Annotated in this window: 15 protein-coding genes and 1 pseudogene; 9 read left to right on the top strand and 7 right to left on the bottom strand. The window is 72.0% G+C overall.

Annotation, left to right across the window (positions count from 1 at the left end; genetic code table 11):
• Positions 1-83 (bottom strand): annotated as a pseudogene (locus ABT116_RS31450) (MmcQ/YjbR family DNA-binding protein); the annotation flags it as partial.
• 231 nt (positions 84-314) lie between these two features.
• Between ABT116_RS31450 and ABT116_RS31445 the strand changes: the two are divergent.
• Complete coding sequence (locus ABT116_RS31445; RefSeq protein WP_351640774.1) at positions 315-791, top strand: FAD-dependent oxidoreductase; 477 nt, start codon at positions 315-317, stop codon at positions 789-791.
• Between the two features lie 236 nt (positions 792-1,027).
• Here ABT116_RS31445 and ABT116_RS31440 read toward each other — a convergent pair whose 3' ends face one another.
• Together ABT116_RS31440 and ABT116_RS31435 are read right to left on the bottom strand one after the other, a co-directional pair.
• Positions 1,028-2,206, bottom strand: coding sequence for an acyl-CoA dehydrogenase family protein (locus ABT116_RS31440; RefSeq protein ID WP_351640770.1), 1,179 nt, complete (start codon positions 2,204-2,206; stop codon positions 1,028-1,030).
• Positions 2,207-2,283: 77 nt separating this feature from the next.
• Positions 2,284-2,658: a four-helix bundle copper-binding protein gene (locus ABT116_RS31435; RefSeq protein WP_351640767.1), complete on the bottom strand. Its 375-nt coding sequence runs from the start codon at positions 2,656-2,658 to the stop codon at positions 2,284-2,286.
• A 128-nt stretch (positions 2,659-2,786) separates the two neighbouring features.
• Between ABT116_RS31435 and ABT116_RS31430 the strand changes: the two genes are divergently transcribed.
• The 8 genes from ABT116_RS31430 (at position 2,787) to ABT116_RS31395 (ending at position 9,854) form a co-directional block, all read left to right on the top strand.
• The gene (locus tag ABT116_RS31430; protein ID WP_351640765.1) at positions 2,787-3,146 is read left to right on the top strand and encodes a DUF6479 family protein; all 360 of its coding nucleotides are present in this window, start codon (positions 2,787-2,789) and stop codon (positions 3,144-3,146) included.
• Positions 3,147-3,196: 50 nt separating this feature from the next.
• Entirely contained in the window at positions 3,197-3,550 is a 354-nt protein-coding gene (locus tag ABT116_RS31425; protein ID WP_351640764.1) for a DUF8129 domain-containing protein, read from the top strand.
• A gap of 171 nt (positions 3,551-3,721) precedes the next feature.
• Complete coding sequence (locus ABT116_RS31420; protein ID WP_351640763.1) at positions 3,722-4,228, top strand: SigE family RNA polymerase sigma factor; 507 nt, start codon at positions 3,722-3,724, stop codon at positions 4,226-4,228.
• Between the two features lie 11 nt (positions 4,229-4,239).
• Positions 4,240-4,770 (top strand): cellulase, encoded by a 531-nt coding sequence (locus ABT116_RS31415; protein ID WP_351640761.1) that lies wholly within the window; start codon positions 4,240-4,242, stop codon positions 4,768-4,770.
• A gap of 137 nt (positions 4,771-4,907) precedes the next feature.
• The gene (locus ABT116_RS31410) at positions 4,908-6,182 is read left to right on the top strand and encodes a bifunctional glycosyltransferase family 2/GtrA family protein (RefSeq protein ID WP_351640758.1); all 1,275 of its coding nucleotides are present in this window, start codon (positions 4,908-4,910) and stop codon (positions 6,180-6,182) included.
• Complete coding sequence (locus tag ABT116_RS31405; protein WP_351640756.1) at positions 6,179-7,441, top strand: putative hexosyltransferase; 1,263 nt, start codon at positions 6,179-6,181, stop codon at positions 7,439-7,441. Before ABT116_RS31410 ends, ABT116_RS31405 begins: the two co-directional genes overlap by 4 nt.
• Positions 7,442-7,567: 126 nt before the next feature.
• Positions 7,568-9,232, top strand: coding sequence for a purine-cytosine permease family protein (locus ABT116_RS31400; protein WP_351640752.1), 1,665 nt, complete (start codon positions 7,568-7,570; stop codon positions 9,230-9,232).
• 166 nt (positions 9,233-9,398) lie between these two features.
• Positions 9,399-9,854 (top strand): hypothetical protein, encoded by a 456-nt coding sequence (locus ABT116_RS31395; RefSeq protein WP_351640750.1) that lies wholly within the window; start codon positions 9,399-9,401, stop codon positions 9,852-9,854.
• Between the two features lie 474 nt (positions 9,855-10,328).
• On the opposite strand, the gene ABT116_RS31390 is transcribed toward ABT116_RS31395, so the two are convergent.
• From ABT116_RS31390 to ABT116_RS31375, 4 genes are all read right to left on the bottom strand, one after another.
• A complete protein-coding gene (locus ABT116_RS31390) occupies positions 10,329-10,910 on the bottom strand; it encodes an Rv1733c family protein (RefSeq protein ID WP_351640748.1) in 582 nt (193 codons plus the stop codon).
• A gap of 113 nt (positions 10,911-11,023) precedes the next feature.
• On the bottom strand, positions 11,024-12,124 hold the full coding sequence (locus tag ABT116_RS31385) for a winged helix DNA-binding domain-containing protein (RefSeq protein ID WP_351640745.1): 1,101 nt from the start codon (positions 12,122-12,124) through the stop codon (positions 11,024-11,026).
• Between the two features lie 191 nt (positions 12,125-12,315).
• Positions 12,316-13,443 (bottom strand): LLM class flavin-dependent oxidoreductase, encoded by a 1,128-nt coding sequence (locus ABT116_RS31380; RefSeq protein ID WP_351640744.1) that lies wholly within the window; start codon positions 13,441-13,443, stop codon positions 12,316-12,318.
• Between the two features lie 110 nt (positions 13,444-13,553).
• On the bottom strand, positions 13,554-13,948 hold a 395-nt coding region (locus ABT116_RS31375), incomplete at its 5' end, for a type 2 periplasmic-binding domain-containing protein (RefSeq protein WP_351640741.1).

Genomic DNA, 13,948 nt, shown 5'->3' with positions numbered 1-13,948 from the left:
GCGACGACGAGCCGGTAGGAGTCGGTGACGAGTTCCTCGACCAGCTTCTTGCCGACGCCGTCCCCGCCCTCCAGAGTGATCCAGCCAAGACGCGGAGACCGGCAAATATCGGGATCGGGGCTACCCAGGGCATCACCATCAGTCCCGCCGAGGCAGGCAAGCGCTGTGGGCAGCCGCGGGCCCGGGAACTGTGCGACGCCTTCCGCGAGGCGGTGGACGTGGTGGAGGAGCTGACGGTCAAGGAGCAGATCGACTGCGACTTCCACCGCGCAGGGCGTCCGGCCGTCGCGTTCAGGCCGCAGCACTTCGAGAGCATGCGGGCCGAGCAGCGCGACCTGGCCGACAACTTCGGCCACGACACCACGCTGCCGAGCAAGAGCGATCTACGTGCCGAGCTGGGCTCCGACTACTGCCACGGAGCCCTGCTCGACCGGGGCGATTTCCTCGTCGGGACCCTGCACGGCACCATCCGCGCCACGCAGGTCACGGCGGCCACCGACGCCTACACCGACAAGGCCATGCCCTGGTTCCGCAAGCGGCTGATCAACGTCGGCAGCTTCGTCATCGTCACCGAGCCACTGGGCGAGGAGCGGGCCCGGCAGCTCATCCCCGACAACCGCGTGGTCGTGCCCTCCAGGACCATCGGCCACTGCATTCGCATCACCCCGGACAACCGCCTGGCCTTCGGCGGCCGGGCCCTCTTCGCCCCCTCCGACCCCGCCTCGGACGTCAAGAGCGGTGACGTCCTGAAGCGGGAGATGACCGAGATCTTCCCGCAGTGGCCGGGGTGAAGATCGACTATGTACGGGGCGGCATGGTCGGCTTCTCCTACGCCCGCGTTCCGCACGCGGGCGAGGACAACAACCTCTACTACTCCATGGGTTACTGCGGCCACGGCGTCCAGATGGCCACCTACACGGGCCGCGCCATGGCCGAGGTCATGGACGACCACCGGGAGGCCATCCCCATGCGCGGCTTCGGCTTCCCCAAGGTTCCGGTGCCGTTCTACAACGGTCGTCACACCCCGTCAGCGACGCACCCTCGGCATCCCCAGTCCGATCCACGAGATGATCTCGCGCTGGATCTCGTTGTTGCCGCCGCCGAAGGTGAAGATGACCGCCGAGCGGTAGCCGCGTTCGAGTTCGCCGTGCAGGACCGCGCCCGCCGAGCCCTCCTTCAGGGCACCGGGCGCCGCGACGATCTCCATGAGCCAGGCGTAGGCGTCGCGCCGGGCCTCCGAGCCGTAGACCTTGGCCGCGGAGGCGTCCTGCGGGGTGAGGCTGCCGTTCTCGACCGCGCCGACCATCTGCCGGTTGAGCAGCTTCAGCGCGTCGAGCCGGGCGTGGGTGCGGGCCAGGAGGCGGCGTACCCAGGGCAGGTCGGCGACGCGGCGGCCGTCGGCGAGCTTGGTCTCCGTCGCCCAGCGCCGCACGTCGTGCAGGGCGCGGATCGCCATGGTGCCGTGGGCTGCCAGGGTCACGCGTTCGTGGTTGAGCTGGTTGGTGATCAGCCGCCAGCCCTCGTTCTCGGCGCCGACCCGGCGTGAGACGGGGACGCGGACGTTCTCGTAGTAGCTGGCGGTGGTGTCGTGCGAGGCGAGGGTGTTGATCAGGGTGCAGGAGTAGCCGGGGTCGGAGGTCGGCACCAGGAGCATGGTGATGCCCTTGTGCGGCGGTGCGTCCGGGTCGGTACGCACGGCCAGCCACACCCAGTCGGCCGTGTCGCCGTTGGTCGTCCAGATCTTCTGGCCGTCGACGACGTACTCGTCGCCTTCCCGTACCGCCCTGGTGCGCAGGGACGCGAGGTCGGTGCCGGCGCCGGGTTCGCTGTAGCCGATGGCGAAGTCGATCTCGCCGGAGAGGATCTTCGGCAGGAAGTACGCCTTCTGTTCGTCGGTGCCGTACCGCATGATCGTCGGGCCGACGGTGTTCAGCGCCATGAGCGGCAGCGGGACACCGGCCTGGGCGGCCTCGTCGAAGAAGATGAACTGCTCCATGGCCGTCAGGCCGCGCCCGCCGTACTCCTTCGGCCAGCCCACGCCGAGCCAGCCGTCCGCACCGAGCCGGCGGATCGTCTCGCGGTAGAACCGCTTCTGGGCGGCCGGGTCGCCGTGCCGGGCGTACGCCTGGTCCGGGACCAGTTCGGCGAAGTAGGACCGCAGTTCGGTGCGCAGCCGCTGCTGCTCGGGCGTGTATTCGAGGTGCACGGCGCCTCCAGGCTCCCAAGGCCGGTCCTGTCGGCGCACACCGTAGAACGTGTTTCAGAAATTGGGAATGGCGTCGGTCAGTTCAGCGTGGCGAGGAAGTCCGTGCACGCCCGTGCGCACGCGCGGCACGCCGCAGCAGAGCCCTCCGCTCCCGGCTGCCGGTCGAAGACGTGGGCGGCCTCCAGGCACACGGTCCGGCACCACTCCACCTGGACCCGGATGGTGCCTTCGTCCACCTGGTTCTGCTCGGACAGCACACGGCAGGTCGCGTCGCAGACCTCCGCGCACATGATGCCCTTGCGTCGTACGAGTTCCTGGTTCTCGGTGCCGTCGGGATCCACCAGGCTCGCGCGCAGCGCGCACGCCCGCGCGCACTCGGTACACGCCTGCGCACAGGCGAAACGGTCCTCCAGGAACCGGAACAGCTCCTGCTGGGATGTCGTCGAAGTCACACAGCGCGGGTAGCCCCGGTCGGGGCCGGTCAAACCGGTGTTTCCCGCGGAGTAGCACGCACGGACGGGCCGGGCTCTGGTCGGAAGGGGGCCGGGTTCATGGTGAGGACCAGGGGTACCCGCGGGCCATGACTAACGCATGGATGGAGATGGCCGCGGGCGGCGACGCCCCCGGCTTCGGGTTCGTCGTGACGGGTCTGGTGGTCCTGGCCCTGCTGCTGGGCGCCTTCATCCTGGGCCTGCGGCACAAACGCCGGCGCCCGCCGCGGCCCGACGAGCAGCCCAGGCTGCCCGACGGCGGACCGGTCCGCGAGACGCTGGAGCGCCGCGAGCCGGACGAGATGCCGAGAAGTGAGGAGCGTCTGACGCCGCACGAACTGAAGACCCACGGCAATCAGAGCGACCGGACCAGCGCCTCACAGGAACGCCCGCGCTGGAACGAGGGCAGCAGCGGTGGCTTCGGCAGCGGCGGCCCGGGAGCCCGCTGACCCCCACCGCCCGGCTCGTACAGCACGTCGTACACAGGGAAGTGAGAACCATGGCCGATTCCGCCCGCAGCACCCTGCCACTGCCCGACTACGACCATCTGCCGATCGGCGGCCTGGAGAGCCGTGTGCGGTCGCTGTCAGGGGACGAGGTCGAGCAACTGCTCGCCTACGAGCGGTCGCACGCCGACCGGCTGCCGGTGACCCGGCTGCTGGACTCACGGCTCGACCAGTTGCGCGCGGGCGCCGAGCCGACGTCCGGCGACCCGAACGCCCTGCGCCCCGAGACGGGGCAGGGCGCTCAGGGAGGCTCGCCCGTGTCGCCCGCGACGTCGCCGCAGCCGCACAGCCCGCCGCCGCACGGCACGCCCGACCAGCCCGCCCAGCCGAAGGGTGACCGCACCTAGGAAGTCCGCGTCCGCCCGGAAAGGGGCCCGTGCCTGTGCACGGGCCCCTTTCCCATGCCCGGCTCCACCTCCGTCGAGGTGATGTGGATCACAGGTTTCAAGTGCATCGTGGAGCGGGGGCCGGCGTCTTTTGAGAGGTGTAGGGGGCCACTGAGACGCAGGACGGTGAGGATGGAGCAGTTTCGGGCGGACGGCTTCGACGAGTTCGCGGCCGCCCGTTGGTCGGCGCTGCTCCATGTCGCGCGTCTGCTCACGGGGGGCGATCGGCAGCGTGCCGAGGATCTGGTGCAGGAGGCGTTGGTCAAGCTGTGGTTCGCCTGGCCGAAGGTCGCAGACCAGGCACCGGAGCCGTACGTCCGCACGGTGCTGGTACGGCTGGCGGCCCGCTCGGCGCGGCGGCGCTGGTGGGGTGAGCGGCCGGTGGAGCACCTGCCCGACCGGGCCGACCCGGGCGACGTGTCGTCCGCCGTCGCGGAACGTTCGCGGCTGGAGGCGGCACTGGCCCAGCTGTCGCCGAAGCAGCGGGCCGCGGTGGTGCTGCGCTACTACGAGGACCTGCCCGAGGCCCAGGTCGCCCAGGCCCTTGGCTGCCCGGTGGGCACCGCCCGGTCCCATGCGTCACGCGGAGTCGCACGGCTCCGCCAGATCCTGTCCGACACCGTCAGGCCCGTGGGGTGAAAGGAGTACCGATGGACGACTTCGAGCGGGACCTGTCGCGGCTGATGCACGACACCCGGCAGCACACCCCCTACGAGCCCGCGCACCGGCAGCGACTGCACGCGGGCATCCGGGCCCGCCGCCGGTCGCGGATGCTGTGGAAGGCGGGCGGCTCCGCCGTGGCGGTGGCCGGGCTCAGCGTCGGACTGGCCCTGCTGCCCCACATGTTCACCCGCGCCCAGCCCGCGGACCACCGCCCGCAGCCGGTGACGAGCCCGACGGCCTCACCGGACAGCACCCCGACGAGCCTGGCGCCGGCACCGAGCACGACCCCGACCGAGCAGCCCGAGACGACCCTGCCCGCGACCACGACCACCACCGACGGCATCACCCCGTCCGGGACGACGAACGAGACGGCCGGCCCCGCACCGACCACCACGGCCTCCGAGAGCCGGACCTCCTCGACACCGCCCGCGCCGCCCCCTCCCTCCTCCACGCCGACGACCGCCCCTCCGTCGGCTCCGTCCTCCGAAGAACCCTCCGCATCGGTCTACCCCGAGTAGCCGCCTGAGCGGCCTTCCCGTCAGGGGCACCCTCGCCCCGAACTTCTCGACGCCAACACCCGTCACGGGCGCCCTCGGCATGCCCGGAACCGGCGCTCGGGCATGCCCCCACGCCAGAAAGAGACCGTGAGACAGCCATGCGAACCGTATTGCGGTCGGTCCTGATCGACCGCCCGGCACCCGAACCGTCCGCGTTGCCCCGCCGGGCGCCCCTGCCGGCGCACCACCCGGACCCCGTCCTGGACGTGGTCGTTCCGGTGTACAACGAGGAGAACGATCTCGAGCCCTGCGTCCGGCGTCTGCACGCACACCTCGGCGAGACCTTCCCCTACGCCTTCCGCATCACCATCGCCGACAACGCCAGCACCGACGCGACCCCGCGGATCGCCGCCCGGCTGGCCGCGGAACTGCCCGGCACGGACTGGATCCGGCTGGCGGAGAAAGGCCGGGGCCGTGCGCTGCACACCGCGTGGTCACGCTCCCGCGCCCCGGTGCTGGCGTATCTGGACGTGGATCTGTCCACCGACCTCGCCGCGCTGCTGCCGCTGGTCGCGCCGCTGATCTCGGGCCACTCGGACATCGCCATCGGCACCCGGCTGGCCCGCGGCTCCCGGGTGGTGCGCGGGCCGAAACGGGAGATCATCTCCCGCTGCTACAACGGGCTGCTGCGCGGCACGCTCGCGGTGGGCTTCACCGACGCGCAGTGCGGGTTCAAGGCGGTGCGGCGGGACGTCGCCGAGCGGCTGCTGCCGCTGGTGGAGGACCGCGAGTGGTTCTTCGACACCGAGCTGCTGGTCATCGCCGAGCGGGCGGGCCTGCGGATCCACGAGGTGCCGGTGGACTGGGTGGACGACCCCGACAGCCGGGTCCACATCCTCTCCACCGCGCTGGCCGACCTGCGTGGCATGGCCAGGATCGGCAAAGCCCTGGCCTGCGGCAGGCTGCCGCTGTCCGCCCTGCGCCGCAGCGGCGGCGACCTGGCCGGGGAGCTTCCCGCGGGCCTGGCCCGGCAGGTGGTGCGTTTCGCCGCCGTCGGTGCCGCCAGCACCCTGTGCTACCTGCTGCTGTACACCGTGCTCAGACCGGCGACAGGAGCGCAGGCCGCCAACGCGCTCGCCCTGCTCGCCAGCGCGATCGCCAACACGGCGGCCAACCGGCGGCTCACCTTCGGTGTACGGGGCCGTGGCGGCGCACTGCGCCATCATCTCAAGGGCCTCGCCGCCTTCCTGATCGGACTGGCCCTGACCAGCGGTTCGCTCGCCCTGCTCCACCACACCGTGCCCGGGGCCGGCCACCGGGTCGAGCTCGTGACTCTGGTCGTCGCCAACCTGACCGCGACGCTGCTGCGTTTCCTCCTCTTGCGGGCCTGGGTGTTCCCGGCCCGCCGCACGACAGGACCCTCCGCCACATGAGCACCGTCCAGCTGCGCCGCCCGCCCGTCGGTTCCGCAAGGCCCGAAGTCCCGCACGACGCGCGGAAGTTCCGGCCGTGGCTGCGCGCCGCCGCCGAGCGCTACGGGCCCGTGCTGCTGACGTACGGCGTGCTGAAGCTGGCCGGCTTCGCCGTCTTCATGTTCCTGCTGGACTCCGCGGGCGACTTCCGGAAGAAGAACCCGCGCTTCGGCGGCGGCGAGCACGCCTGGGACGTCCTGGCCAGCTGGGACGGCTGGTGGTACCAGCAGATCGCCGCGCACGGGTACGACCCGGCCCTGAAGCCGGTCCCGGGCGCGACGGGCCTGATCACGCTGGAGGGCAACTCGGCGGCGTTCTTCCCGCTGTACCCGACGCTGATGCGGCTGGTCTCGGAGTGCACCGGACTCGGCCTGTACGGCGCCGGCATGACGGTCTCCGTAGTCGCCTCGTTCGCCGCCGCTCTCGGCATCTACACCGTGACGAAACGTCTCGGCGGCCACCGGGCCGGTCTCGTCGCGGCCGGGTTGTGGGCGGTCTGGCCCGGCTCGGGCACGGAGTGGTCGGGCTACTCGGAGTCCCTCTACACGGCCCTCGCCGCATGGGCCTGCCACGCGGTCATGACCCGACGCTGGCTCACGGCGGGCCTGCTGACCTGCGCGGCCGGGCTGTGCCGGCCGACCGCCGTCGCGCTCGTCGCCGCCCTCGCCGTCGCGGCGGCGCTCTCCCTGCGCCGACGCGAGGACGGGGTCCGCCGTCCCCTGGCCGCTGTGGCGATCGCGCCCCTGGGCGTGTTCGGCTATCTCGGCTGGGTCAACTACCGCATGGGCGACATCAACGGCTACTCCAAACTCCAGGACGGCGCCTGGGCCCACAAGTTCGACTGGGGAGCCCACACGTTCGACGTGCTGACGTCCATCCCGGTCGGTCACTTCGACTACCGCTTCGCGATGCCCTTCGAGGACGTGATCGGCGTCTGCGTGGTGCTGATGGTGCCGGTGCTGGCCGTGCTGCTGATGCGCCTGCGACCACCTGCCGTGCTCGTCGTCTACACGATCCTGTCCTACCTCATGGTGATGTCCACCCAGCAGTACTTCGGCAACGTCTCGCGCTATCTGCTCCCGCTATTCCCGCTGTTCGTCCCCCTCGCTCTCGCGATGCGCCGGCTCCGATGGCCGTCCCTGGCCGCGGTCCTCGGCACGGCCGCGCTGGCCTCCGGGTCGTACGCGGGATACGTGCTGTTCGTGCTGGGGGTGCCGTAAAGAGCCGCCGGTGTCCGGTGGGATGGCTCCGAAACGTTCCCTTCACTCAGGAAGTATTTAGGGGTAACGACCACTGCCTACCGTGCCTGCCTTGTCAGTCCCCAATCCGCAGCAAGGAGGCGTGGCATGAGTACCGAGCCACGACTGGCCGCAGTGGCCGAGCCGGAACCCGCACCGCAGGCAGCACCAGGCACGGACCAGGCCGTCAAGGAGACCCTCGAGGACTACACGCTCCGCTTCGCGCCGCGCAGTTACCGGCGCTGGACCCCGATGGTGGTGGCGACGACCGCGCTCGGCGGCATCGCCTACATGGCCGACTTCTCCATCGGGGCCGGCATCGGACTGGCCCACGGCACCGGCAACGCGCTGCTCGCGATCGCCGTCGCCGCCGTCGTCATCTTCGTGACCGGCTTCCCGCTGGCCTACTACGGGGCCCGCTACAACATCGACCTGGACCTGATCACCCGCGGCTCCGGCTTCGGCTACTTCGGCTCGGTCCTCACCAGCGTCATCTTCGCCAGCTTCACCTTCATCTTCTTCGCCCTGGAAGGCTCGATCATGGCCCAGGGCCTGAAGCTGGGCCTCGGACTGCCGCTCTGGCTGGGCTACCTGGTCTCCACGCTGATGGTGATCCCCCTGGTGATCTACGGCATGACGGCGCTGAGCAAGCTCCAGGTGTGGACGACCCCGATCTGGCTCCTGCTGATGGTCGGCCCGCTGGTCTACCTGGTCGCCACCGACCCCGGCACCGTCGACCGCTTCCTCGCCTACGCGGGCACCGACGGGGACGGCGGCATCAACACCGCCTCCGTGCTGCTCGGTGCGGGCGTGTGCCTGTCGCTGATCGCGCAGATCGGCGAGCAGATCGACTACCTGCGCTTCATGCCGCCCAAGACCCAGGCGAACAAGCGCAGTTGGTGGACGGCCGTGGTGATGGCCGGCCCGGGCTGGGTGGTGCTGGGGGCGCTGAAGCAGGCCATCGGCGTGTTCCTCGCGGTGTACATCATCGCGGAGGTCGGTGCCTCCGCCGCGCCCGAGCCGATTCAGCAGTTCAAGGGTGCCTTCGACGCGATGATGCCGTCCTGGCTCGTCGTCCCGCTGGCGGTGGTGCTGGTCGTCATCAGCCAGATCAAGATCAACGTGACGAACGCGTACTCGGGCTCGCTCGCCTGGACCAACTCCTTCACCCGGGTCACCCGGCGCTACCCGGGCCGGATGGTCTTCGTCCTGGTCAACCTGGGCTTCGCGCTGGCCCTGATGGAGGCCGACATGTTCAGCTTCCTCAACGGCATCCTGGGCTTCTACTCGAACTGCGCGATCGCCTGGGTGGTCACCGTGGCCACCGACATCGGCGTCAACAAGTACCTGCTGAAGCTGTCCCCGCACGCCCCCGAGTTCCGCCGCGGCATGCTCTACGCCGTGAACCCCGTCGGGGTCGTGGCCTTCGTCGCCGCCTCGGGGCTGTCCATCGCCATGTACTTCCACGCCCTCGGCGACACGCTCCAGCCGTACTCCCCCGTCGCCGCGGCCGTCATCGCCTTCGTCCTCACACCGCTGATGGCCGTCGTCACGAAGGGCCGGTACTACCTGCGCCGCACCGACGACGGCATCGCCGAGCCGATCCTCGACGAGGACGGCAACCCCAGCGCCGTCGCCTACGAGTGCCATGTGTGCCGGCAGCAGTTCGAGCGGCCGGACGTGGCCGCCTGCCGGACGCACGACGCGGTCGTCTGCTCGCTGTGCCTGAGCACCGACAAGGTCGGTGACCACGTCCTGCCGGCCACGGTCTGAGCGGTGCGGCGGGAGTGCGGCCGGGCCCTCCCGCCCACGGCACGTTCCAAGTCGGTCTCGGACGCGCTGTCCGCGACCGGAGGGGGGACGGCTCCGGTGCCCGGGCGGCATACTGATCTTGCGCCGCGCAGTGATCAGGCGACGGCCGGAGAGGGGATGACGGGACGTGACCACCGAAGAGCCGGACGGGCGGAACACTCCCCATGAGCGGCCCGGCGTTCGCCCGGTCCCCGACGACGTGTGGCTGAGGTTCCTCACGGACAGCGAGTCCGCCATACGCGTCTCCGCTCCCAGGGAACCCTCGGCCAGGGAGCGGGCTGCGGGGCGGCAGCTCCAGCCCCCGCACGCCGTCGGCGATCTGTGGCAGCCGGAGGACCTCTGGGTCCGCGTGGCGTGGCGGGACCTGGACCGCCGTGCCAAGGCCCGGCGCGTGGGACGGGTGGCCGCCACCGCTGCCGCCGTCGCGCTGGCCCTCGGGACCTGGTCCCAGCTGTCCACCGGCGCGGGCACGGGCCACCGGCCCGGCGAGAGCACGGTGCGGCAGGTCGAGGGTGCGACCGCGCGGCTGTCCACGGCCACGCCCCTGCCGTCCGCGTCGCCCCTCCCGCAGCCGTCGCGATAGCCCACGCGCGGCCGGGCGCGGTTCCACCGCGCCGCCCACGTGCCCCGCTGCCCGCCCTTGCCCTGGCGGACGTCACGGCCGCGACGACGATCGGCCCCGGGCCACTGAGCGGCGTGGCGCGCCGAATCGGCTCCCGGGGGTGGGCGCAGGCGCGCCGAAACCAGGTCCCAGTCGCAGGAGCGCCGGAGCCAGGTCCCAGGAGCCGCACACACGCCGGAGCCAGGCCCCAGAGGCCGCACACCCGGAGCCAGGTCCCAGCGGCGGCACGCACGCCGAACCACGCCCCAAGCGCCGCACGCACACCGGACCACGCCCCAAGCGCCGCACGCACACCGGACCACGCCCCAAGCGCCGCAGGCTCGCACCGGAGCCAGATCCGAGGCCGCACGCTCGCACCGGAGCCAGATCCGGGGGCGGAAAGCGCGCCGGCGGGGTGGACGGCGCCGGTGTCTCCAGGCCTGCACAGGACCGTGTTCAGCCCGTCTTCCAGCCCCTCCGCGTGTCGATGCGCTCCCACTCCGCGTCCCACTGGGTCATGCGGCGCCGGTCGAGGCCCAGCCGGGTCAGCCAGGTCGCTCCCAGTACCGCGGCGCCCGTGAAGACCCCGGCGAGCGCGCCGCCCATGGCGGTGTGCAGCCAGGCCTCGCCGCCGGAAACGGGCGGGGTCGTGAGGTCACCGCCCCGGTTCACCCACACGGAGAGGGTGCTTCCGGCGGGTGCTCTCGCCGGTACCCGGGCCTCCTCCCGGTGGGTCGAGCCGTCGGGTGCGGTCCACCGCACCTTGCCCCACACCCGGTGGTCGCTCGCCTCGCGGGCCGGTGACGGGCCAGGCGCGTCCTCGACCACCACGGCCCGGACCTGGCGGCTCTCGGCCCGCTGCCGCTCGACGGCCCGCTCGACCGTGCCCGCCGCAACCAGTCCCGCGACCAGCCCGCCCAGCAGGGCGAGCACCCAGCCGGCGAGCACGATCCAGGCTTCGACGACGTCGACGCGCCGTTTGAGCGCGTTGCGCCGCCACCGCCACCACCGCACGGTCACACGCTCTGACGCTTCCATGGGCCGACACCCCCTCGTGAGCACCGGCAGCACCCTTCCAGTGTGCGCCTGTCCGCCGGGAACGCCCGCCGCTCAACGCCGGGAATGCGCATTCCGAGCGCGCGAGTCCCGGTTCAGTCAGGAGAGGCCGCGATCCGTACCCGGTCGCTCTCGCCGCCGGAGAGGAAGGCGGCCATCGCCCGCCCTTCCTCGGCCACGTCCGTGCGGTCGCTCCGGGAGAAACGGCGCAGCGGGGTGACGAGCACCGTGTCCGCGTCGACGGTCCAGGTCGCGGCGACCCTGCCGTCGACCAGGACGACTCGGGCGCCGGCGACGGACAGATGACGGTGCGCGTCGTCGATGATGCGGCTGCGATCGTGATAGCCGAGGATCGCGTTGTCGAACGCCGGCAGGAACCTCACCGGTGCCGGGGCGTCGGGGTCGGGGCGGGGCGCGTCGGGGAGGTCGAGCAGTTCGCGGCCGCGTTCGTCGCGGAAGGCGACCAGTTCCTCGCGGAGGGCGGAGACCGCGGCGGGCAGTCCGGCGAGACCGCACCAGGCGCGCAGGTCGGCCGAGGCGGCGGGGCCGAACGCGGCCAGGTAACGCCGTACCAGCGTCTGGCCAACTGGGTCGGAAACGTCCGGGGAGGGCGGGTCGATCTCGCGGCCGAGCCAGGAGGAGATGAGCGCGTAACGCGCTCCCCCTCTGGTGCGCCACAGGCCGCGCGGCGGTACCTGCACCGTCGGGAGGAGGGCCGCGACCAGCATCTCGCCCAGGGGGCGCGGCTGCGCCCCGGGCAGGCGGTCGGCGACCGCTCGCGCGAGTTCGGGCATGGAGCGGGGTTCGCCGTCCGCCATGACCTCGCGGCCCGCCGCCTCCAGCTCGACGGGATCGATCCCGTCGAGTTCACGCCGGTACACGCCGAGGACCCGCCCGCGGAGCATGGCGTCGTGGCGGGAACGCCAGGCCACGACGTCGTCGGCGGTGACCAGATGGACGGTGCGGCGCATGAGGTGGGTGCGCACGACACGGCGCCCGGTCAGCAGGTCCGACAGCTCCGCCGGGTCGAAGACCCGCAGCCGCGACCAGAGCCCGGGGAACGGCTCCTGCGGTTCCTGCGCCTGGAGACCGCACAGGTGCGCGACCGCGTCGAGGACCGGCAGGTCGGCGCGGTCGAGGAGCAACTGCCGGGCCAGGGTGGCCCGGTTGAGCGCCCGGGCGTCGAGAACGGTCACGGAGCACCTCGGCCTTTCGCGTCGTGTGCCGACCCGCGATCCAGGTGTCCGGGCGGCTGACGCGCTCACAGTCGCACGGGATGCGGTCAGGTCGTGACCGCGTCCGGCGTCGCGGTGGCCGGACGTCCGGTCTCGCGCCGGCGGTGGCCGGGAGCCCGCACGGCGCCGCCGCTGCGCACAGCGGGTGTACGTCACCGGCGTTGCCACTCCTCCGCGAGGAGCCGGTACGAACGGACCCGGTCGGCGTGGCCGTGGGTGATGGTCGTGATGATCAGCTCGTCGGCGCCGGTGGCCTCCCGCAGTTGTTCGAGCTGATCCGCGACGCGTCCGGGCGACCCGACGAACTGGGTGTCGACGCGGTCGGCGACCAGGGCCCGGTCCTGTTCGGTCCAGGGATGGGCGCGGGCCTGCTCGGGGGTGGGGAAGGGGATCGCGCCCTCGGCGGTGCGGATGCTGCGGACCCACGGGCCGTACCCGGTGGCCAGTTCGCGGGCGGTCGCGTCGTCCTCGGCGACGACGACGTCGGCGGAGACACTGACGTAGGGCTTGTCGAGGTGGTCGGACGGCTGGAACGCGGCCCGGTAACCCTCGGCCGCCTCCAGGACGGTGGCCGGGCTGACGTGGTAGTTGGCGGCGAAGCGCAGGCCGTTGCGGCCGGCGACGTCGGCGCTCTCCCCACCGCTGCTGCCGAGGATCCACACCTGCACGTCGGCGCCCTCGCCGGGGACCGCGTGCGCTTCGAGGCCGTCCGCCGAGCGGTAGTCGCCGCGCAGCAGCGCGAGGACGTCGTCGATCTGCTCGCCGTAGTCCTGGTGCCGGGCGCCCGGCTGCTGCAACAGCTGTTGCTGGAGCCGGAGGCGCGGTGAGCCCCGCAGGTGCTCGAACGAGAACCGGGGCGGGATCCTGAGGCCATTGGGGGTACGGCCGTCGACGACGGGGGTCGTGGTCGGCCGGGGCTGCGCCGTCTGCCCGGGGGGACGTCCGCCGGAGCGGCCGAGGCCCAGGTCGAGGCGCCCGGGGTGCAGGGCGTCGATCAGGCCGAACTCCTCGACGGTGGACAGGGCGGTGCGGTGGCCGAGTTGTACGGCGCCCGAGCCGATTCTGATCGTGGAGGTCGCGGAGGCGGTCAGGGCCAGTACGACGGCGGGAGAGGTCCCGGCGACACCCGGGTTGAGGTGGTGCTCGGCGAACCAGTAGCGGCTGTAGCCGAACTCTTCGGTCCGCCGCGCGAGGTCCAGGGTGTTGCGCAGGGCGTCGGCGGCGGTGGCGCCGGACGGGACCGGGACGAGATCGAGGACTCCGAGGGGGATGCCGGACATGGTCGGTGCTCCTCAGCGTGGGCGGCGGAAGGGGATGAGGGGCGGTCGGCCAGTGCCGCGGCAGGCAACGTCTGCCCGTCGCGACTTGGCGGACGTTGCCTGTTGCGGCACTAGCTGCCGGTCTTGGGCAGGCCGGGCGGGTTGATCTCCGACTTCGGCACGGCCTCGCCGGACAGGCCCCAGCGCTTGAGGACCTTCGTGTACGTCCCGTTCTCGATGACGTGGTCGAGCGCGTCGGCGAGCGGCTTCACCAGGCCGTTGTCCTTCTTGGTGGTGGCCGCGATGAGGCCCTGGAGGCGGGCGCCCGCGCCGGAGCAGGTGCCGACGACCTCGGTCTGCCCGGTGGTCGCCGCGTGGTGGGCGGCGGTCGGGTTGGGGCCGAGGTAGAGGTCGATGCGGCCGGACTGGAGGGCGAGGTAGGTGTCGCTGTCGTTCTGGTAGTACTTGATGTCCACCGGCTTGCGGCCGGCCTTCTCGTTCTCCTTGGACCACTCGACCAGCAGCT

This window comes from Streptomyces sp. NPDC002130 (assembly GCF_040296465.1).
Lineage (GTDB): Bacteria > Actinomycetota > Actinomycetes > Streptomycetales > Streptomycetaceae > Streptomyces.
This window is presented reverse-complemented; position numbering and strand designations above follow the sequence as displayed.